17 protein-coding genes and 1 pseudogene are annotated in these 20,422 nt (G+C 54.3%); 13 read left to right on the top strand and 5 right to left on the bottom strand.

Annotated elements, in window-relative coordinates:
• Window position 1 precedes the first annotated feature (1 nt).
• The 10 genes and pseudogenes from RAC89_RS17355 (at window position 2) to RAC89_RS17405 (ending at window position 13,150) form a co-directional block, all read left to right on the top strand.
• Window positions 2–562, top strand: coding sequence for a PadR family transcriptional regulator (locus RAC89_RS17355; protein ID WP_284644702.1), 561 nt, complete (start codon window positions 2–4; stop codon window positions 560–562).
• 415 nt (window positions 563–977) lie between these two features.
• Window positions 978–2,801, top strand: a complete 1,824-nt coding sequence (locus RAC89_RS17360; RefSeq protein ID WP_306614961.1) for a cache domain-containing sensor histidine kinase — start codon at window positions 978–980, stop codon at window positions 2,799–2,801.
• Window positions 2,773–4,332 (top strand): response regulator transcription factor, encoded by a 1,560-nt coding sequence (locus RAC89_RS17365; protein WP_306614962.1) that lies wholly within the window; start codon window positions 2,773–2,775, stop codon window positions 4,330–4,332. Before RAC89_RS17360 ends, RAC89_RS17365 begins: the two co-directional genes overlap by 29 nt.
• Window positions 4,333–4,431: 99 nt before the next feature.
• Complete coding sequence (locus RAC89_RS17370) at window positions 4,432–5,349, top strand: carbohydrate ABC transporter permease (RefSeq protein ID WP_306614963.1); 918 nt, start codon at window positions 4,432–4,434, stop codon at window positions 5,347–5,349.
• A gap of 7 nt (window positions 5,350–5,356) precedes the next feature.
• Window positions 5,357–6,196 (top strand): carbohydrate ABC transporter permease, encoded by an 840-nt coding sequence (locus RAC89_RS17375; protein ID WP_284644706.1) that lies wholly within the window; start codon window positions 5,357–5,359, stop codon window positions 6,194–6,196.
• A gap of 119 nt (window positions 6,197–6,315) precedes the next feature.
• On the top strand, window positions 6,316–7,647 hold the full coding sequence (locus RAC89_RS17380; protein ID WP_306614965.1) for an ABC transporter substrate-binding protein: 1,332 nt from the start codon (window positions 6,316–6,318) through the stop codon (window positions 7,645–7,647).
• A 61-nt stretch (window positions 7,648–7,708) separates the two neighbouring features.
• The gene (locus RAC89_RS17385; protein ID WP_306614966.1) at window positions 7,709–9,367 is read left to right on the top strand and encodes an MGH1-like glycoside hydrolase domain-containing protein; all 1,659 of its coding nucleotides are present in this window, start codon (window positions 7,709–7,711) and stop codon (window positions 9,365–9,367) included.
• A gap of 19 nt (window positions 9,368–9,386) precedes the next feature.
• Entirely contained in the window at window positions 9,387–10,286 is a 900-nt protein-coding gene (locus tag RAC89_RS17390; protein WP_306614968.1) for a glycoside hydrolase family 43 protein, read from the top strand.
• Between the two features lie 413 nt (window positions 10,287–10,699).
• Window positions 10,700–11,844 (top strand): annotated as a pseudogene (locus tag RAC89_RS17400) (IS3 family transposase).
• Between the two features lie 178 nt (window positions 11,845–12,022).
• Entirely contained in the window at window positions 12,023–13,150 is a 1,128-nt protein-coding gene (locus RAC89_RS17405; RefSeq protein ID WP_306612462.1) for an IS110 family RNA-guided transposase, read from the top strand.
• Between the two features lie 803 nt (window positions 13,151–13,953).
• On the opposite strand, the gene RAC89_RS17410 is transcribed toward RAC89_RS17405, so the two are convergent.
• Window positions 13,954–14,217: a YkgJ family cysteine cluster protein gene (locus RAC89_RS17410; protein WP_306614970.1), complete on the bottom strand. Its 264-nt coding sequence runs from the start codon at window positions 14,215–14,217 to the stop codon at window positions 13,954–13,956.
• A 178-nt stretch (window positions 14,218–14,395) separates the two neighbouring features.
• Between RAC89_RS17410 and RAC89_RS17415 the strand changes: the two genes are divergently transcribed.
• Window positions 14,396–14,764, top strand: coding sequence for an MmcQ/YjbR family DNA-binding protein (locus tag RAC89_RS17415; RefSeq protein WP_306614972.1), 369 nt, complete (start codon window positions 14,396–14,398; stop codon window positions 14,762–14,764).
• Between the two features lie 16 nt (window positions 14,765–14,780).
• Here RAC89_RS17415 and RAC89_RS17420 read toward each other — a convergent pair whose 3' ends face one another.
• Window positions 14,781–15,590, bottom strand: coding sequence for an HAD-IIA family hydrolase (locus tag RAC89_RS17420; protein ID WP_306616121.1), 810 nt, complete (start codon window positions 15,588–15,590; stop codon window positions 14,781–14,783).
• 65 nt (window positions 15,591–15,655) lie between these two features.
• On the opposite strand from RAC89_RS17420, the gene RAC89_RS17425 reads away from it, so the two are divergent.
• Together RAC89_RS17425 and RAC89_RS17430 are read left to right on the top strand one after the other, a co-directional pair.
• A complete protein-coding gene (locus RAC89_RS17425) occupies window positions 15,656–16,162 on the top strand; it encodes a GNAT family N-acetyltransferase (RefSeq protein WP_306614974.1) in 507 nt (168 codons plus the stop codon).
• Window positions 16,163–16,173: 11 nt separating this feature from the next.
• Window positions 16,174–17,052: a patatin-like phospholipase family protein gene (locus RAC89_RS17430; protein WP_306614976.1), complete on the top strand. Its 879-nt coding sequence runs from the start codon at window positions 16,174–16,176 to the stop codon at window positions 17,050–17,052.
• A 98-nt stretch (window positions 17,053–17,150) separates the two neighbouring features.
• Here the strand turns inward: RAC89_RS17430 and RAC89_RS17435 are convergent, their stop codons facing one another.
• From RAC89_RS17435 to RAC89_RS17445, 3 genes are read right to left on the bottom strand one after another with little or no spacing between them, the layout of a single operon-like run.
• On the bottom strand, window positions 17,151–19,043 hold the full coding sequence (locus RAC89_RS17435) for a sensor histidine kinase (protein ID WP_306614978.1): 1,893 nt from the start codon (window positions 19,041–19,043) through the stop codon (window positions 17,151–17,153).
• Complete coding sequence (locus tag RAC89_RS17440; protein WP_284644715.1) at window positions 19,036–19,728, bottom strand: response regulator transcription factor; 693 nt, start codon at window positions 19,726–19,728, stop codon at window positions 19,036–19,038. The genes RAC89_RS17435 and RAC89_RS17440 overlap by 8 nt, the downstream gene beginning before the upstream one ends.
• On the bottom strand, window positions 19,680–20,381 hold the full coding sequence (locus RAC89_RS17445; RefSeq protein ID WP_306614979.1) for a phosphatase PAP2 family protein: 702 nt from the start codon (window positions 20,379–20,381) through the stop codon (window positions 19,680–19,682). Before RAC89_RS17445 ends, RAC89_RS17440 begins: the two co-directional genes overlap by 49 nt.
• Window positions 20,382–20,422 lie beyond the last annotated feature (41 nt).

Raw genomic sequence — 20,422 nt, forward strand, 5'->3', positions numbered from 1 at the left:
CATGTCCATGAAGCTCGTGATCTTGGGGCTTTTGATGGAAGGGAACAGCCATCCCTATGAGATGCGCCAACGTATGAAGGAGCGGGCGATGCTCCATTACGTTAAAATGCAGGAAGGCTCGCTGTATTATGCTATTGAGCAGCTGCACAAGGACGGGAGCGTAGCCATAGTGGAGACGGTCAGCACCGGCGGCAGGCCGGACAGGACGATCTATACGATCACCGAGAAGGGGAAAGCGATTTTTCAAGAGCTGCTGCTGGAGAAGTTCGCCACCGAGGAAAAGGTGTACCATCCGATGTATGCGGCGCTGGCCTTTGCCAGGTATGCGGACCCGGAACGGGTTCAGGACATTCTGCAGGCAAAGGTGGAGAAGCAGCGGGAGCACGTGCGTCATATGCGCAGCGTCTATGAGGAACGCAAGACGTTCGTGCCGCGCGGCTCGATGCATGTGATGATCGGCTTCTGCGAGCATGCGGAAACGGAGCTCCGATGGATGGAGCGGCTGCTGCGGGATGTGCAGGCCGGGAGACTGAAGGAGCGGGGAGTGCCGCTGGAGCTGTAGTGAGGTGAAGGACCGTCGGGATGCTGTATCCCGGCGGTTTTTCGCTTACATTCCGGTCGTAGCCGGAGGCCGCCTTCGAGGGAGCAAAGGTGCTAAACGGCAGAAATCCACGTTCCCAAACGAGGTTTAGAACGAGATTTGTGAGAATCGGCATCTTTCGGAGCGGGACAGTGGCTGAAAACAAGGCATATGGCCTTTGAATGTTGTATTTACGCCGAAATCCTCTTGGTTTTGATACAAATCACGGAAGAAAGGTGCGCTTTAGCAGAAATCTGCTTTTCAATCCAAGAGGAGCAGGCCCGGTCGCTGGTAATACCTCTCAGCACGTGATGATTGCCGAATCGGGCGAACAGTCTATATAATGAACCATACGGACTGGAGGCCAGTCCATTCTCATAGGGTGGGGGCTGTAATCATGTTTTACTCGCTCAGGAACCGGTTGATCGCTTTTTTCGTGGTGCTGCTGGTGTTCTCCTTCGGGACGATGTCTTATTTCCTGTTCAACGAGTCCCGCTCGATTATCCGCTCCTATATCGAATCCTCGGCACTCGAGAAAATGGATGAGTACGGCTCGTACATCGATATGGCGCTGCTCCAGATGTACGATGCGTCCTCTCTGGTGTTTAACAGCACCGAAACGAAAAATTGGGATAGCGCGCTGTCCGACCCCGACCTCCCGGCTGGGGAGAAAATGCTGGCCAATATCAGCATGAGCAAATTTCTTACGACGGCGACGAATAATTATTCGGGAATATCCTCGATTTCCTTATACCGTCGCGAGGGTGTTCGTGTAAGCCAGGATAACGGGGTGGTCACAGATGCCTCGATCATCAACGAATCGTGGTACCGCAATTTCGTGAACCGCGGCGAGCAGTGGGTGTCCTCCCACTGGGATCAGGTAGAAACCGCGCAGCTGCGCCCGTATCAGGTAGTCAGCCTGCTGCTTCCGATCGGCACCTTCGAGCCTTTGCAATCGCGCAACGTCATCAAGGTCAATATGAGCACGGACTTTTTCCTGGAGCCGCTCAACCGGATTCATTTAGGCGAAAGCGGTACCATTTTTCTGCTGGATCAAAACGGCAGTCAGATTCTCCCCCAAGAGGGCTACAGCGACCATACCGAGGCGGTACGGCAAGTGGAAAAGCTGCGCAACGACCGGACCGAGCAGGGCGTGGTTTATGTGAAGAACGAGAAGGGAGATACCGAAATTCTCGTTTACAAAAAGCTGAAACGAAACCGCTGGACGCTCGTGAGCATCGTGCCCGAGACCGATTTGTACGCGAAGCTATATAAGCTGCGGACGACGATTATTGTGTTTAGCTGTCTGCTGCTGATCTGTGTTGTGATGGTATCGACTTGGCTGTCCTACGGCATTTCAAGACCGCTTTCAAGGCTGACCACAGCAATGAAATATGTACAGAAGGGGGATTTCGAGAAGGCGGAGAGTCATATTCCTGCAGCGGGCACTATACGCAGCGAGGTCGAGTATGTTACGGCGACCTTCCGCAACATGGTGGCGCGGCTAAGGGATCACATCAAAACCGAATTCGAGCTGAAGCTGCTGCGGCAGCAGGCGGAATATAAGGCTCTGCTGATGCAGATCAATCCGCATTTTCTGTTCAATACTTTAGAGCTGCTGAGCAGTCTGGCGCTGCAGCGTCGAACGGAGGACACGGTCAAGGTCATTGAATCGTTAGGCAAAATGCTGCGCTTTTCCCTGCACATCACCAGTGATCTGGTGCCGCTTCAGGAGGAAATCAAGTATGTAAGGCATTATGCGGCGATACTGCAGATCCGTTTCGGCGATCGGCTGGCCGTCTCGATAGAGGAAGACGGCGGAGCGACCGATACCAGGGAAATTGTGAAGTTTATTTTGCAGCCGCTTATTGAGAACGCGGTCAAATACAGCTTCCGCAAGGAAAGCGTTGCTCAGGTACGCATCACCGTGTACACCGGAAAAGATTTGGTTCGTCTGGCCGTTGAGGATAACGGTCCGGGGATCACTCCCGAGGCGATTGAGCAGCTGACGGCGGAATCGTCGGCGCTGCAGCTGGATCAGGTACTAAGCAGCGGCTCCCGTCATATCGGCCTGCGCAATGTGTTGGCACGCTGCCGGCTGTATTACGGCAGGGGCTTCACCTATGCGATCCGATCGGAGCAGGGGAACGGAACAAGAATTGAACTACACTTGCCTATACAGGAGGGGAAGCATGATGTACCGGGTACTGATCGTGGATGACGAGCCGGAGATCCGGATGGGGCTGCGGCTGAAGGCGGATTGGGAACGGCTGCAGCTGACAGTTGTCGGAGAGGCTTCGAACGGGGCGGAGGCGCTGGAGCGACTTGGCGGCGAACCGATCGACATCGTCATTACGGATATGAACATGCCGGTGATGGACGGGGTATCGTTTCTGGACGCTTGCCAGAAGCACTATCCTTCCTTGCGCCTCCTTGTCATCACGGGCTATGAAGACTTCCATTATGCAAAAGCGGCGATCAAGCATCAAGCCAGAGACTACCTGCTCAAACCGGTCGCTCAAGACGAGTTGAACGAATCCCTCGGCAAGGTGGTTCGGGAGCTGGAAAGGGAGCGGAATCAGCGGGATGAGCAGGCGACGGTGCAGTGGAAGCTGTCCCAATACTACCGGGAGAACAAAGAGAATTTCCTTGTGCACCTGGTCAAAGAAGGATTAGTTAGCGACGGTGCCTTGCGGGAGCGCGCTAAGCTATTCGAGCTGGACACCTTAGGGCAAACAGCGGTTCGTTTCGTAACCGCCGGACTCGTCAGAACAGGGACCGGCGGGAGCAAGGAACGAACCCCCGAAAGCATGCGGGTGCCCTTCGAGATGCTCGCGCAAGAGTTCGCAGAGACGTATGCATCGTCAGAGCCCCGCCCCGTTGCATTCCGCGACCCAAGCTACCCGGGGCTCGTCCATTTTGTTGTCGCTGATGCCGACGATTCCTTCTGCACCGAGCTTCGGGGTTGCGTTGCCAAGCTCCTCGGCTTCGAGCCGGCGGTAGGCTCGGGTCAAACCGTGACAGGTCTCCCGCAGTGGAAGGAAGGCTATTCTTCTTCCTTGCTAGCCTGGAGCATGGCTGCAGGCGGGGAAGGGCAGCATCTCCAGGATACCGGGGATGCGCTATCGGAAGAGACGGTCAAGGTCATTGAGCGGTATTTGTCACGCGGGGAGCTCGATGCGTTCGGCAAAGCCGCGCGGCAAGAGCTGGAGGCGGCCTACGCCGAATCCAGAGTCCGCTTCGTGAAGCTGATCTTCCAGCTGTATCTGCTGCTGGAGGCCGCTGCCCATGCAGCTAGGGCTGCGCTTCCGAAGGGAGAGCCGCTATGGCTTCGCCCCGATCTGGTCTGGGGACTGGATACCGTAGGGAAGGCCGTGGAATACCTGCTGCGGCTGGCCCAAGGAATCAAGCTGACCGATCCGGAGGACGCGGAGCATTCCTTGATCCAATCCGTCCGGCAATTTATCGATGAGAATTACATGTATGATTTGAATTTGACGCTGCTGGCCGAGAGGTTCCGCTACAACCCGTCCTACTTCTCCGAGCTGTTCAAGGCCAAGGTGGGCAAGACGTTCATCCAATATTTGACCGAGGTGCGCATGGCTAAGGCCGTTCGGCTGCTGGAGGACACCTCTCTGAACCTATGGGATATCGCCGAGTTAACCGGCTTCTCCAACGCCAGCTATTTCAGCTCCAAGTTTAAGAAGATGCACGGCGTCACCCCTTCCGAATTCCGCTCCAAAGCCACCTGAAAAAATTATAAGCGAAGTGCCGAAGAAATAGCATTCAAGCGGAAGCCTCCCATCGGTAAGATAAGAGTATATCAAGTACCGAATGGGAGGTGGACGCGAATGTCCAAGGCACGCAAAGCAAACTATTTACGGCAAAATCGGACCGCCTATTTGTTTTTGCTCCCATGGCTGATCGGCTTCTTTGCATTGACGCTCGGTCCCATGCTGGGGTCCTTATATTTATCGTTTACGAAGTTCAACCTGCTGACGGCTCCTACATGGCTGGGGCTGGATAACTACAAGCATATTTTCCTCGAGGACCAATCGTTCTTAAGCTCTCTCGGACTGACGTTCCAATACGTGTTCTACTCCGTACCGCTTCGCTTGGCCTTTGCCCTGCTGGTGGCCATGGCGCTTAACAAAGGAATCCGCGCTCTCGGCTTATACCGGACAGTATATTACATCCCGTCTCTGCTGGGCGGCAGCGTAGCGATTGCGATCGTGTGGCGCAAGCTGTTCGACGGCGAAGGGCTGGTCAATCATTTCCTCGGATGGTTCGGGATCAAAGGGCCTGCGTGGATCTCCCACCCGGACTACGTGCTCTCTACGATCGTCACGCTTGCGGTTTGGCAGTTCGGATCGGCCATGGTCATCTTCCTCGCCGGCTTGAAGCAGATTCCATCCGATTTGTATGAGGCGGCCGAGGTGGACGGAGCCGGCCCGGCGAGACGCTTCTGGAACATCACACTGCCGCTACTTTCGCCGGTTATTTTTTTCAACCTGATCATGAGCATCATCAACTCCTTCCAGGTGTTCACTCCCGGATATGTGATCGGAGACGGGAGAGGCGGTCCGATCGATTCGACCTTATTTTACACGCTGTATTTGTACTTGAAGGGCTTCTCGTTCTTCGATATGGGTTATGCCTCCGCATTAGCGTGGATTATGGTGTTGATCATCGGCGTGTTCACAGCCATCGTCTTCGTGACCTCCAAGTACTGGGTGTTCTACGGGGACGAGAAAGCCGGAAAGGGGTGATGATACAATGTTGACCAAAGCGATATGGGCTCGAGGAAGCAAGCACGCTGTAATTATTGCGCTTGGACTGCTCATGATGTATCCCGTACTCTGGCTGCTCTTCAGCTCGTTTAAGCCGAACCAGCTGATTTTCTCCGATACGAGCCTATGGCCGAAGGTATGGACGCTGCAAAATTATATCAACGGCTGGAAGGGGCTTCAGGGCATTTCCTTCGGGAGGTTCTTTGCAAATTCGGCCCAAATCTCTATCCTGTCGGTGCTCGGCAACGTAGTTACTTGCTCGCTGGCGGCCTTTGCCTTCGCCCGGCTGGAGTTCCGTTTCAAGAAGCTGTGGTTCAGCCTGATGCTGGTCACGATCATGATTCCGTATCATGTCACGCTGGTGCCGCAGTATACGATGTACAACTACTTCCAATGGATTAACACGTATTACCCGTTGATTATTCCAAAATGGCTCGCCCACGACTCGTTCTTCGTGCTGCTCATGGTGCAATTTATCCGGGGACTTCCGAGAGAATTGGATGAGAGCGCTACGATCGACGGCTGCGGCTACGGTCAAATTTACTGGCGCATCATTCTCCCTCTGCTGGTGCCGGCGCTGATCACGACTGCGATCTTCACTTTTATCTGGACGTGGGATGATTTCTTCAGCCAGATGATTTATTTGAACAATATCAAGCTGTTCACCGTACAGCTCGGCATCCGCTCCTTGTTCGATCCTTCGGGCGAATCCGACTGGGGCGCTCTGCTGGCCATGTCCGTCCTGTCGCTTGTGCCGATCATGACTATCTTCTTAAGCTTCCAGCGCTACTTCGTCGACGGGATCGCTACCACAGGCATCAAATAACGGGGCACCCGAAATTATTGATAGCGAAGTGCCGAAGAAATCCAATTCACCGGTTGATCCGTTTGTTTTACGATACAAGTATCAAGGTACTGAATCCAATGACCAGGGGGATGAGCTTTATGAAGAAAAAAATGCTGGCCTCAACGTTGGCGGCTATGGTAGCGGTAACAACCGCTTGCGCAGGTGGTACGGGGGGCGGACCTCAGCAGGCGGCTCCTCAAGCGAACGGCGGCGGGAATGCAGCGGGCGGGGAGAAGGTCGAGCTGCGCGTCATGTGGTGGGGAGACCAGAAGCGTGCGGATATGACCAACCAGGCGCTTCGCAAGTTCGAAGAGAAAAACCCGAACATCAAGGTAATCGGCGAATTCGCTCCAAGCTCCGGCTACTTCGACAAGCTGAATACCCAGCTGGCCTCCGGGACGGCTCCGGACGTATTTTTCCTCGGCGGCAACATGGTGGACTATGCGAATAAAGGTGTGCTGCTGGAGCTGGACCCTTACGTTGGCAAGGATCTGAATTTGACCGACATGGATAAGACGATGATCGATTACGGTACTTATAAGGGCAAGCTGGTGCATGTCTCGGTAGGAGCGAACGCACGGGGGATCATTGTCAATACGGAGCTCTTCAAGAAGGCCGGCATGGAGGTGCCGAAGGACGGGTGGAGCTGGGAGGATTACGCCCGCACAGCCAAAGAAATATCCGCCAAGCTCGGCAAGGATGTTTTCGGCACGTATAACTACACAGTCGATGGCATGGATATATTCCTGAAGCAAAACGGCAAGCAGCTGTACGATATGGACAATGGGAAGCTTGGCTTCGAGCAGAAGGATGTTGAGCCGTGGTTCAACTATTGGGGCGAAACCGCCAAGGCTGGGGGCTTGGTGACGCCGGAGCTGCAGGTATCGAACCCGCCTGCGGATACGAGCAAGTCACTTATCGTTACCGGAAAGGTGGCCATGGGCCTGACAGCCTCCAACCAGCTGGTCGCTCACCAGAACCTGACGAAGGATAAGCTGACACTGGTTCAAGTACCGCGCGGTCCTAAAGGAACGGGCGTAGTCTTCGAGTCGAGCCAAGGGATGTCGGGCTATGCGAAGACCAAGCATCCGAAGGAAGTCGCGATGCTGATGAACTTCTGGATCAATGACCCGGATGCAGCCAAGATTCTGGGTAATGACCGCGGCGTTCCTGTAACCTCCAAGATGCGGGAGCTGCTGAAGAAGGATGCCAACGAGGTCGAGCAAATCATCTATGATTACACCAGCCGCGTATCCGAAGCGACAAAGAAGGAGCCGTTCAAGATCAGCTACAACCCTCCGGGGCAGAATGAGTTCAATAAGCTAGCGGAAACTACGGTGCAGGAAATCGGCTTCGGCAAGAAGGACATCAAGAAGGGCGTAGAGGATTTCTATAACGGTACGGTGAAGATCTTTAACAACAATAAATAATTTATGTAGGAGGAATGGGCTGCCTGTGGCAGTCCGTTTCTGTTCACAGGAGGAGAAGCGGATGAGCGGAAAGGTACTGGAACGGTTAAGGGGACTATCGGTCGAGGAGCGACTGGGGGAGTTGAAGAAAGCCTCGGATGCGCCTGTACTGCAGGAATGGCTTCGGTCGGGAGTGAAATTCGTATCGGAGGGCGGCCGGTTGGAGGATACCTACTATGTTGCGCTCAGCAAGCTTCTGGACTGCATCAAGCCTACGCTGGGCGAAGCTCCGGCGCTGCATGAGGGCGGCATTTACTACGGCTGCTGGATGGAGAGCACCGGGACGATCAACAACGAGCTGATGTCGCGCTTTCTGCCTACGGTGTCGGAGGATACGTACCGGCTGTTCGCGGACCATCAGAAGGACGACGGACAGCTGCCCTACAAGCTGACGCAGCAAGGGCCGGCCTACCGGCAGATCCAGACGGTGACTCCGCTGGCGCGCTGTGTCTGGAATCATTATGAGTTGAACGGAAGAAGCAAGGACTTCCTTAGAACCATGTATGAGGCGATGGCACGCTATGATGAATGGCTGGTCCGTTATCGGGATACAAGGGGAACCGGCTGCGTGGAGGCGTTTTGTACGTTCGATACGGGGCACGATCTGTCGCCGCGCTTCTGGCATGTGCCGGACACGGGGCATCTGGACGATGCCCGGCAGTATAATCCGGACTCGCCGATATTGCCTTTCCTGGCGCCGGATTTGACGGCGAATGTGTACTGCCAGCGCGGGTATTTGGCCCGGATGGCGCGGGAGCTGGGGGATCCGGATGCCGCTGCGGATTGGGAAGCGAAAGCGCAAAGAAGCTTGGATAGCTTGTTTAAGTACTGCTACGACGAGCCGGACGCATTCTTCTACGACTTGGATCGGAACGGGGAGTTCGTGAGGGTCCAGTCCGATGTGCTGCTCCGGGTGCTTGCCTGCGAGGTAGGAGACCGGGAGTTCTTCGATCGGGCGCTGCGCCGATATTTGCTGAATACGCGGAAGTTTTTTGCGAAATACCCGTTCACGTCCATCGCGATGGATGACCCGCGCTTCGATCCGTTCTCCAGCTACAATACCTGGGCAGGAACCTCGAACTTCCTGACGATGATTCGGACGCCGCACGCCTTCGAGCATCATCACCGGTATGTGGAGCTGACGTGGGTGCTGAACCCCATTATTACGGCGATGGCCCAAATGGAGCGGTTCGCGCAAACGCTCAGCCCTTGGAACGGGCAGGAAGGCTTCACCGAGACGTATTCGCCGGCCGTGTTATGTCTGCTCGATTTCGTGGAGCGGCTGTCCGGGATTTTGCCTAGGCCGAACGGCGAGCTGTGGTTCACGGCGCTGCTTCCGTATCCTCAGGATCACGGCGAGAATATGGCCCCGGAGATCGGCTACAGCCGTACGGTCGATGGGGTAACCTACGAATTTGTGGTGACACGCGAAGCCGGAGGCATCGTCTATCGGGACGGAGCAGAGCATCTGCGCATTCCCTTCGGTACGCGGGCGGTGTGCGATTGCAGCGGACGCTTGCTGTCGTTGATAGGGATGACGGTGCGGACAGTGGAAGGCAGTGTCGCGTATGAGGGGCAGCAGCTACCGGTGACGGTGAAGGGGAATGAGCAGGTGGACCTGCAAGGAGAACGATTGGTGAGTGTGCGTGATATCGGTGTGATTTATCCGACGTATAGCTAAGCAAAGGAGGTTAGGAGCTATGGGGAAGGTGAGTAATGGAGAGTTGCAGATTCGGGATCCGTTCGTGGTTCCGGTTCGGGAGGAGGGTGTATATTACTTGTTCGGAAGCACGGACCCGAATATTTGGGGCAAGGGGATCGGGTTCGATTACTATGTGGGCGAGGATTTGCGCGAGTGGGAAGGGCCTTATACGGCCTTCCGGCCGGAAGAAGGCTTCTATGCGGAAAATAACTTCTGGGCACCGGAGGTTCACTTGTATGAAGGGCGCTACTATATGTTCGCGACATTCCGGAGGAAAGATAATGACTTGCTGGGCACCGCCGTGCTCGTAAGCGACTCGCTGAAGGGGCCGTTCGTGCCGTACAGTGACGGTCCGGTAACGCCCAAGGACTGGTGCTCGCTGGACGGAACGCTTTTCGTCGACGATGAGGGGCAGCCGTGGATGGTCTTCTGCCGCGAATGGCAGCAGGTTGGCGACGGGCAGGTATGCGCTGTCCGGCTGACGGAGGATCTGAAGGCGGCGAGCGGAGAACCCCGCGTGCTGTTCACCGCTTCAGAGGCGCCGTGGACGACCTCGTTCCAGCACCCGCGCTTCCCCGGGCAGAACAATTATGTGACCGACGGGACCTATATGTACCGTGCGGAGAACGGAGAGCTGCTGCTGCTGTGGGCAAGCTTCATTAACAACACCTATGCGCTCGGCGTGGCCCGATCCGTGTCCGGCACTGTCCTCGGGCCATGGGTGCAGGACGAGAAGGCGCTCTTCGAAAGCGACGGCGGCCATGCGATGCTGTTCCGCGCCTTCGACGGTCGGCTCATGCTCGCAATCCACACGCCGAACAAGACGCCGAATGAACGTCCGCTGTTCCTCGAGGTGGAGGAGCGGGACGGGAGGCTGCGGGTGAAGGAGCAGGAGTAATGCCGCGCCGGATGAGTGCCGGCGGGATAATGGAATAAGGGAGCGGGCAGCTTGGGGCTGCCTGCTTTTTTTGATGGTTTGTAACAGCACGAAAGCTATTGGAACAGCATTGCGGATGCGATACCCTCTCCTGCCCTTGCTCAAGGTAGGTCAGGTATTGTCCGTGTGAGACAGACGCCCTGTAACGCGATTTTTTCATCTTACATTGGAAGATAAAAACATATTTGGTACAGTAAGGTGATTTCATAACGTTACAAGGAGCGTAACCGGGCCGTGTTAAGCACCAGACGCATTGTAACGCGATTTTTTCATCTTACAGTTGCAGATTGGAGCTAGACTAGAAAGTAGACACACTCTATCAGCGACCTGGTACAATAAAATAAACTAAAAGGTCGAGGTGTGTCATGGGAGATATTCGTCAGCATTTTGATGAAGAGTTCAAGCGTCAAACCGTAAAACATATGCAAGAGAGTGGGAAAACCCCAGCCGAAGTGTCCAAAGAATTGGATATCCCTGTAAGCAGCATTCGAGCGTGGAGAAAGCAGTTTACCAACACGGGTGAAAAGTCGCAACTGTTTGTCGATTACGAACGACTCAAAAAGCTCGAAGAGATGAATCGAGAACTTCAAGAGGAGAACGAGATTCTAAAAAAGGCGATGCACTTCTTCACGAAAAACCGAGACTGATTTACGCGTTTATCCGTAAATTCCGCTTCCAGTTTCGTGTTGAGAAGATGTGCTCTGTGATGGGCGTTTCCCGAAGCGGTTACTACAAGTGGCTGAACCGAAAGCCAAGCGAACAGGAAAAGCTTCGCAAGAAACGGATGAAGCGAATCCAGCATCATTTCTATGCCTACAAGCGTCGTTACGGCAGTGATAAGATTGCAGCCAAATTGCGTGAAGAAGGCGATACCATCTCGACGAAAACAGTGGCTCGCCTGATGAAAGAGATGGGGCTGCGCTCTTGCACAGTGAAGAAATACAAAGCAACCACCAACTCGAAACATAATCAACCGGTGTATGACAATGTGTTAAACCGCGGCTTTACCGTACTTGCACCGAACAAGGTATGGGTAACAGATATTACGTACATTGGGACATCTAAGGGCTGGGTTTACCTAGCGAGCGTGATGGACCTGTACTCTCGCAAAATCGTCGGTTGGGCGCTTGGGGAGCGAATGACCAAAGAACTAGTGTTGGAAGCGTTTGACCAGGCTTGTGAACGGCAAAAGCCTCCTCCAGGTCTAATTCACCATTCTGATCGAGGCTCACAGTATGCCTCAAACGAATACCGCGAGCGGCTGACGAAGCATGAGATGATTGGCAGCATGAGTCGTAAGGGCAACTGCTACGACAATGCATGTATCGAGTCCTTCCACAGCGTAATGAAGAAAGAGCTCGTGTACCAAACAAAGTTTCACACCCGAAAACAGGCGTATGATGCAATTTACCGGTACATTGAGTTCGACTACAACCGGATCCGCATCCACTCGACGATTGGTTATCTCACCCCGCATCAGTGCGAGAAGAGGTACTATGAACAACACCAGGTTTCATAGTTTCTGTGTCTACTTTCTTGACAGAGGTCCAGATGAACACATTTTGGGTACAGTAAGTTAAAATGAACGAAACCGACTACCATTTTGCATTACGTAGGGTGAATTTGGAAATCAATTGATTGAGCAATCAAATCAATATTCCAAAACAGAGCTACAAACAAAAGGAGTCGGTTTAGTAATGAGTATAACCATAAAATATGTTGGTCTAGACGTATCCAAAGAAAAAATAGCTGTAGCCATCGCCCCCGAAAATAGAAATGAACCCGTCAGGTTCCATGGTGTCATCTCGCATACGAAGGAGGCTGTTCGTAAACTAGTTAATCAGTTAATGAAAGATGATGACGTAAAGTTAAGTATATGCTATGAGGCTGGCCCTACGGGGTTCGTCTTGTATCGATGGCTTTTGGAGATGTATGTGGAATGCAGCGTCATCGCACCAACAGACTTAGAGGGGAATACTCGAATAAAAACAGATAAGAGAGATGCTGTACGTCTAGCGCAGCTCTGGAGAGCAAATGAATTGACAGAGATCTATGTACCACGTCCCGAGGATGAAGCCTTGCGAGATTTGGTTCGGGCCAGGGAAGATGCCGTACAAGACAGGAATCGGCATAAACAGCGTTTAACCAAGTTTCTGCTTCGCCATCAGATCCACCCGCCCAAGGGCGTTCGAGTGTGGACTCAGCCATATGAAAATTGGTTAGATACTTTACGGTTTTCTCGGTGTTGTGAGGATATGGTATTCCAAGAATACCGAAACAGCATCCAAGAAGCTACGAACCGGATCCGAAGATATGAAGCGGAGATGGAGAAGCAAACGAGTGAAGGATGCCAAGCGACCATGATCCAAGCATTGCAGGGGCTCCATGGCGTTGCCCTAATTACAGCCGTTACTGTAGCTTCGGAACTTGGCCACATTGCAGGAAGATTCGCATCCCCTCAGCAGCTCATGAGTTATGTGGGGCTGGTGCCATCAGAACGTTCTAGCGGGGGGAGTCGTTGGCAAGGTGGGATAACGAAAGCTGGAAATGCCCATATACGTAGGGTATTGGTTGAAGCCGCCTGGAGCTATCGGAGCTCACCTGCCATACGGAAAACGCTGCGAGATAGGCAAAAAGGACTGAGTTCGGAAATTGTCAATATCTCCTGGAAAGCACAAAAGCGATTACACCACAAATACAAGAAGCTCCTTTTCAAAGGAAAGCACAAAGGAACCATCATCGCCGCAGTAGCCCGAGAGCTTATAGGTTTCATATGGGCCATAGCCAAGGAAGTAGATAAGCAAAAAAACAGCATCACAGCATAAAAAATAAGGGTATGATTGAATGAAAAAGGAAGTGATTCCGGCTTAGTGAGTTAGGCAATGCGTTACGTTACATTCTTTGGCTCGAGGGCAAAGTACTAAAGCAAGGCAGAGAGTAATAATCCGCGGAAATCACCTGCGCAAAGTCAATCTTTCAGGTAGTGCGGCTTCATGCGCGTCGTAAGTTTAGCAGGTAAGCTCTCTGGTCGTATACAATTCACTTGTGATAACCCACGAATATCAGGTTGCCAACCGGCGCAAAGAACCATTTTGCCCTCGTGCCAAGGAATGAAACTCATTCGAACCACAAGCTCAAATTAAAGAAAGACAGCAGGGAGCACGCCCCCTGCACCCCGTTACTCGCCGTAGGGCAGGGTCTGGCTTGATCAGCCAGACCGAAGTAAAAAAGTATGGGCAGAGTGAACCGCCTGTCAAAAAAGGCATTTGACAGGCTTACTTTAGAGCACTCCAAATCAAGGGTACGTGCTGAGCACTTGACGGTTTCGTTCATATCAGGTGATTTCATAACGTTACAGGGAGCATTTCCGGGCCGAATAACCTTATTCCACAAGGGCTTCCTAATTATGAATTTGGCTGATAGTGCAGAAATCTACCCTCCTAAACTAGGTAAGAACGGGATTTGTGAGAATAGGCATCTATGTAAAAGTATAATGGCTGAAAGGCCCCCATTTCTGAACTTTGAGTGTTTAAGTTTGCAAGCTTACTGTAGTTCTGCAGCTAGAAAAGCTGGACGAGGCAAAATCAGCGATATTACATGTACAAACGGCAGTTCAAGCCCGGTGTTGCTAAGGTCGCTCCGGAGAAGTGAGGCGCTCAAGCCTCTCGAGGTAAGCGTAGGCGTCTTCGTTTGAAACGCCGCACATTTCCTCCGAGGCCTGCAGCCCGCCGCAAACCGCAGGACGCTCCGGTTTGCCGAAGAGCTTACATTTATTGTCTTGCGTCAGCTGCGCACAGCGGACACCGGCAGGTTTGCCTTCCGGCATACCCGGAATGGGGGATGAAATCGATACGGCGATACAGCAAGCGGCACAGCCGATGCGGCATTCCATTGACGTCACTTCCTTTAATGGGGGATGTTACTCCTCAAGTTCTAAGTTCATTCCATAGCGGCTCAGCGTTAATTTCTCGTTACTGAACTGCTCTCATAAAATCGGCGGTCCCATAAAAAAAGGAATACGCCGCCGGTTTGTCTAATTAGGTACGTATTGGATAAAGGGAGTTGAGCGTATGAATCAAGAACAAGTGAAGCAGGCCGGTCTTGGCAAAACAGGGGCGGCGCTCGGGTATCCGTTCGGACCGGAGCCTGCAGTGCTGTTCGTTGAGGGCAAAATGTTCGCCCTGCTCGGCGGCTACCAGGGAAAACCCAGCGTCAGTCTGAAGACGGACCCGGACACCGCATGGATCGTCAGGGACAAATATCCGGAGGCCGTCTTCCCGGGCTATCATCTGAACAAAAGGCATTGGAACAGCGTCGTGCTGGATGGATCCGTGCCGGAGGAAGAGCTGCTGGACATGCTCGAGGAGTCCTACCGGCTGGTGGTCGCCAAGCTGCCGAAGGCGGTACGAGAGCGCCTGCGGGCGCAAGAAGGAGCCTAGCCTAGCTGCGCTGGGGCTAGAACGGGAGCTCAAGCCGAGCGGCGAGCTCCTTCAGGTCGCGGCAGATCAGCTCCGGCGTCACCCCGCTGCGCTGCAGCCATGCCTCGGCGTTCTCTTCGTTCACGAGGCCGGTCAGCACCAGCGCGGTGCGGCAGCCGGCGTCCCTGCCGCCGCGAATGTCGGTGCCGAGGTTGTCACCGACAGCCCAAATCTCCTGCGGCGCCAGCCCGAGCTTGGCGACCGCATAACGCATAATGATCGGCGAAGGCTTGCCGATCACGACGGGCGCCACCTCGCTTGAGCGCTCGATGGCCGCCCCGATCGAACCCGCGCCGGGTGTCAGCTCGCCGTTCCACGGCAGCAGATGGTCCGGGTTCGTCAGCACCGACCGTGCGCCGCGGCGGATCTCGCGCACGGCAGCGTGCAGCTTCGCATAGGTGAAGCTGCGGTCAATGCCCTGCACGACGGCGTCGACCGCCGTGCCGTTCGCCGTCGCCTCCTCGGGCGACGTCACCTCGAAACCGGCCTCGCTCAGAGCCTGGTGCAGTCCGTCTTCCCCGATGGCCATGATCCGCCGAACGCCGCCCGCATCCTGCAAATAGAGAGCGGCCGCCTGCGAGGACGTCAGGACCTCTTCCGCATGCGCCGCAATGCCGGTTCGCACGAGATGAGCGGCCACCTGACCCGGCGTACGGGAGGAGTTGTTCGTGAGGAATACGAAGGGAAGTCCCCGTTTTCTCAGCATGGCTATAAATTCCGCCGCATGGGGAATCGGCTGATCCCCGTTATATAATGTACCGTCCAAATCCAATAAGAAGCCTGGCATTGTCAATTTCATCCCCCGGATATATGATGTTATACATTGTAGCATATCTGTTCCCGGGAGGAGGAATGAAATTGGGCGTGTTATCCAACCTGTCGATTAGGAGAGCCGAGAGCAGGGACTTGCCGGCGGTGCTGGAGCTTTGGCTGGAGGCGGCGGATTGGATCTATCGCGAGCTTGGCATTCACCAGTGGAAGCCGAGTTCTTTTACGATCGAATCGGTTACCGAGCATTTCCGAAAGACGGAGCTGTTTGTCGCGGTAGACGGGGAGCGGGTCATGGGAACCTACTCCGTGCAGTGGAACGACCCTTTTATCTGGGGTGATAGGGATGACGAGCAGTCCGGCTACATTCATCGGCTTGTCGTAAGCCGGTCCTATCGCGGCGAGGGTGTGGGAAGGCTGCTCCTGGAGCAAGCTGCAGTGTACATCCGGAGTCAGGGCAAGGATCGGATCAGGCTCGATTGTATGGCGGACAACGTTCGATTGAATGAGTATTACAGGCACCAGGGCTTCGAATACTTGGGTAGAGTGGATAAGCCCTATTTCAGCGCCTCGCTTTACGAGAAAAAATGAGGGATGACAACATGAATTTTCACTCCATAGGATTAGTGCTTGAAGGCGGAGGGATGCGCGGCGTTTATACGGCGGGGGTATTGGAATACTTCTTGCAGCAGCAAGTACAGTTTCCCTATATTGTCGGCGTATCCGCCGGCGCATGCAATGCCGCCTCCTATATATCCGCCCAGCAGGGCAGGAATCATAAAGTAACCATCGGTTACGTCACGGACCCCCGCTATTTGAGCTTCGGCAATTGGCTTCGGGAGCGCAGCCTGTTCGGCATGGACTTTCTTTTCAACCAACTGCCGAACCGGCTCGTTCCGTTTGACTTTCAGACGTTTAACGCTTCGCCGCAGCAGTTTGTCGTCGGTGCGACCGATGCCGTCACGGGGGAAGCGGTATACTATGTGAAGGCGGATACTTTGGCCAAGGGCATTCCCTTTCTCGAGGTGATACGTGCATCGAGCAGCCTGCCCTTCGTATCACCGCCGGTGAACATCGAAGGCCGAGTGCTGTTTGACGGCGGTGTCGCCGACCCGATTCCGATTCAGCGGTCCATCGCCGACGGCAATCGGCGGCATGTGGTGGTGCTGACGAAGGATGCGGATCATCGCAAGAAGCCGTTTCGCGGAGGAATCGCCGCCCGGGCGGCCTATCCGCGTTACGCCGGATTGGTCCGTGCGCTCAAGGAGCGGCCAGCCCGCTACAATGCCACCATGGACGACGTGAACCGGATGGCTTCCGAAGGAGAAGCCTTCGTCCTACGTCCGAGCCGCTCCATCCCTGTGGGCCGCATGGGGCGCGATGTGGGGGCGCTGCAGGCACTCTACGACCTTGGGCTGAAGGACGCGGCGGAAGCCTTGCCGCATCTGCTCGATTGGTTGAGCGGCGGGGAAGGGGCTTGACCTGACCTGCGGACGAGTAGGGCAATTAGCGAGCGTGACCCCTCCTATATTGCCCTTCGAACGCTCCTGCGCCGTACTTACAAAAAAAAGCCGGTATCCTAGGATACCAGCTTCAGCTTCACATAGAAATGAATTTCTCCGTTCGATGTCTCCGCCCAAATACTTCCTTCATGCGATTCCACGATACTCTTGGCAATCGCAAGTCCCAGCCCCGAGCCTCCGGTTTCCGAGGTGCGTGCGGCATCTACACGGTAGAAGCGGTCGAACAGTCTCTCCAGCTCCTCTGCGCTCAGCTCATCCGCTTTGTTGCTAATGCGGACAATCACGTGACTTCGCTCTCTGGCCATGCCGATGGAAATCGTTCCAGGCTTCGGACTGTACTTGATCGCGTTGCTGATGAGATTCTCGAAGACGCGGATCATTTTATCCGTATCGATCAGAACGGTCAGCTTCTCCGATGGAACGCTTCGCACAATGGTGAACTGCTGCTCCTCGCTCAAGGACACGTATTCCTCCAGTAATTGCTCCAGCAGCTCGTTGATCACGACCCCCTTTTTATAAAGCGGAACGTCTTCGTGTGCCAGCTTGCTGTATTCGAACAGATCGTCGATCAGCGATTTTAGCTTCTCGGACTTGGAATAGGCGATACCGACATAGCCTGCAGCTTGCTCGGGCGTTTCGTAATTTTTGTCGTGAAGCAGACGAAGATAGCCCATGATTAAGGTGAGCGGAGTACGAAGGTCATGGGAGACATTGGTGATCAATTCATTTTTGATACGCTCCGCCCGGCGTTCCTCCTCAATCTTGTTCTGTAAATCCTCGACCATCATATTCATGCCCCGGGCCAAGGAACCAAGCTCATCCTTCGTGCGTTCCTCCACGCGATACTCCAGATTACCCGTTGCAATCATTCGCAGACCTGCCGCCAGCTCCTCCACATACCTCATTTTTCTCTGCGTTAAGTAATAGAACATGAAGATAAACACCGCCAGCGCGCTCAAAAAAGCCAGCGGACTCTGTCCTCGCTCATAGCTGATATGCGGCTCCGGTATGCCGGAGACGATCAGATACGATTTTTGGCCGTTATAGTTGACCGGGTAAAAGCTGGAAAACTCCTGACGCCATTGATCCCGGTCCGTTCTGGATTCCATGGCGTTGCGGATGACGCCGTGGAGGTCGACCGTCGTTTCCGTCGCATTCTCGCTGCGGTAGACGGTTCTGCCCTCAAGGTCGGTGATGACCACCTTGTATTTTTCGTTGGCAGCGAGACGCTTCACGCGGCTGTAAAAGTCCCGCAGTCGCGACTCCTGGATTTCCTTGCGGCGCTGCTCCTCAGCAGGGGTGAGTGTCCGCTGCGGATTCGTGCCCGCCGCCGCCGGCTGAGCCGCCCGGCTTCGGGACGTCGTCGCTGTGCTCTGCGCCTGGGGCGTCGTCACGCCTTGCGCTGTAGGCGATGCCGCACTCTGCGGAGCCGCTGCCGCACTCTGGGCTTGAGGCGCCGTCGCGCTCTGCGCCGAAGGGGCCGCGGTATCCTGTGCAGGAGGCGGCACCGCGCCCTGCGCCGGAGCCGTCTCCGCTCCCGGCACCGGCACACCCGGCTGCACCGGCTGAGCCGGCACGCTGCCGTTCGACCCTGCTTCATCCTCCATCTCCTCGTGCTCGATATCCTCCCAGGACACCGGGTCCAGCTGCCTTACGAGACTCCGCGCCTCATTCTCGATGCGGCTGATGCTCATGGAATAGTCGATCACCGGCTCCTTCTTCATCATGCCGAAAATTTCCTTGCTAATCCCGTAGAACAGCATGGACCCGAGCAGGCAGATGCCGAACGTGATCATGAGCTGGAGCCGCAGGCTGCGCTCCACATGCGTTTTTCCCAGCACATACATATCCTTGATAAAACTAAGCATGCCCTTGACGAGCGTAAACGGAAACCGGTTAAACGGAAATCGTTCCCCCCAAGGCTTTTTGACTTTGGCCGGCTTATTCAACTTTATACCCCACTCCCCAGACGGTTTTGATAAACTTCGGCTTGCGCGGATTGTCCTCGATCTTCTCGCGGATTTTACGGATATGCACCATCACGGTGTTGTCCGAATCGAAATACGATTCCTGCCATACCGTCTCGTAAATTTTCTCGATACTGAACACCGTCCCCCGGTTGCGGGCCAGCAGCTCCAGAATGGCGAATTCACGGGGGGTCAGCTTTACTTCCCGGCCGTCGATGCGCACCTCATGAGTGGCGGTATTGATCGTCAGCTCATCCACCTCGATTTCGTTCTCCTTACGCACAGAGGCAACATTCAGCCGAGTATACCGGCGCAGCTGCGACTTGATCCGGGCGATCAGCTCCAGCGGATTGAACGGCTTCGTGACATAATCGTCGGCGCCGGTGCTTAGGCCGAGGATCTTGTCCATATCCTGGCTTTTGGCCGACAGCATGATGATCGGCATGTGCTTTTGCTCGCGAATCTTCAGGCAGGCTTCAATTCCGTCCATCTTTGGCATCATAATGTCGAGCACGATGAGATCGACCTCCTCCTTCTGCAGTACGCTCAAAGCCTCCCACCCGTTGCTTGCCCGCAGCAGGCGATAGCCTTCATTTTTCAAATAAATTTCCAGCAAATCTATAATTTCCTTCTCGTCGTCGACCAAGAGTATGGTTTGGGCTGCCATGTCGGGTCGGCCTCCTTTGTCACATCGGGTATGAAAATTTTCACAACGGATCGTATCAACTCGCTAAGCACGATAGCTCCCAGCACATCCATGAGCACATGCTGTTTCACAAAAAGCGTAGAAACAATGATCATAACGGACATCAACCATACGGCCCCACGAACGAACCGCGGAAGCTGGCGCCTTCCCTTAAAGCCTCTAAGAATTAAATAGGAGGTCAGCACATGAATGCTGGGGAAACAATTATACGGCTGATCCGTAGAATACACATATTGCAACAGTACAGTAAAAACATCATGACCCGTCAGCACCGGCCTCGGCACCGTCGTTTGGTAAAAGAAGTAGATTGTATAGCTGACCAGGAGGCCAATGATTGTACTGACCAGCGTCTGATAATAGGAGGTGCGGTCTTTGCGGCATAGATATACAAACGCTATTAAAATAAAACCATACCATGCCAAATAGGGCAAGACAAACGCCTCTATGACAGGAATCGCCCGGTCCAGGTCGGTCATCAGACTGTGGGCGCCCCGGCCCGCGTGATTCAATTGATTATAAAAGGTGCTTACCGCCGGAATCAGCAGCAGCAGGCTGAGATCTCTTAGGAAGCTTTGGCGCTGCGGGTTTTCGATGGCAGCACTTTGCGATGTCATTGGATTTCCCTCCATCCGGTTTCTTCTATAGCCTAGTGTAG

Origin of the sequence: Paenibacillus sp. GD4 (genome assembly GCF_030846225.1) — a bacterium.
In the GTDB taxonomy this organism is placed as follows: Bacteria; Bacillota; Bacilli; order Paenibacillales; family NBRC-103111; genus Paenibacillus_G; species Paenibacillus_G silviterrae.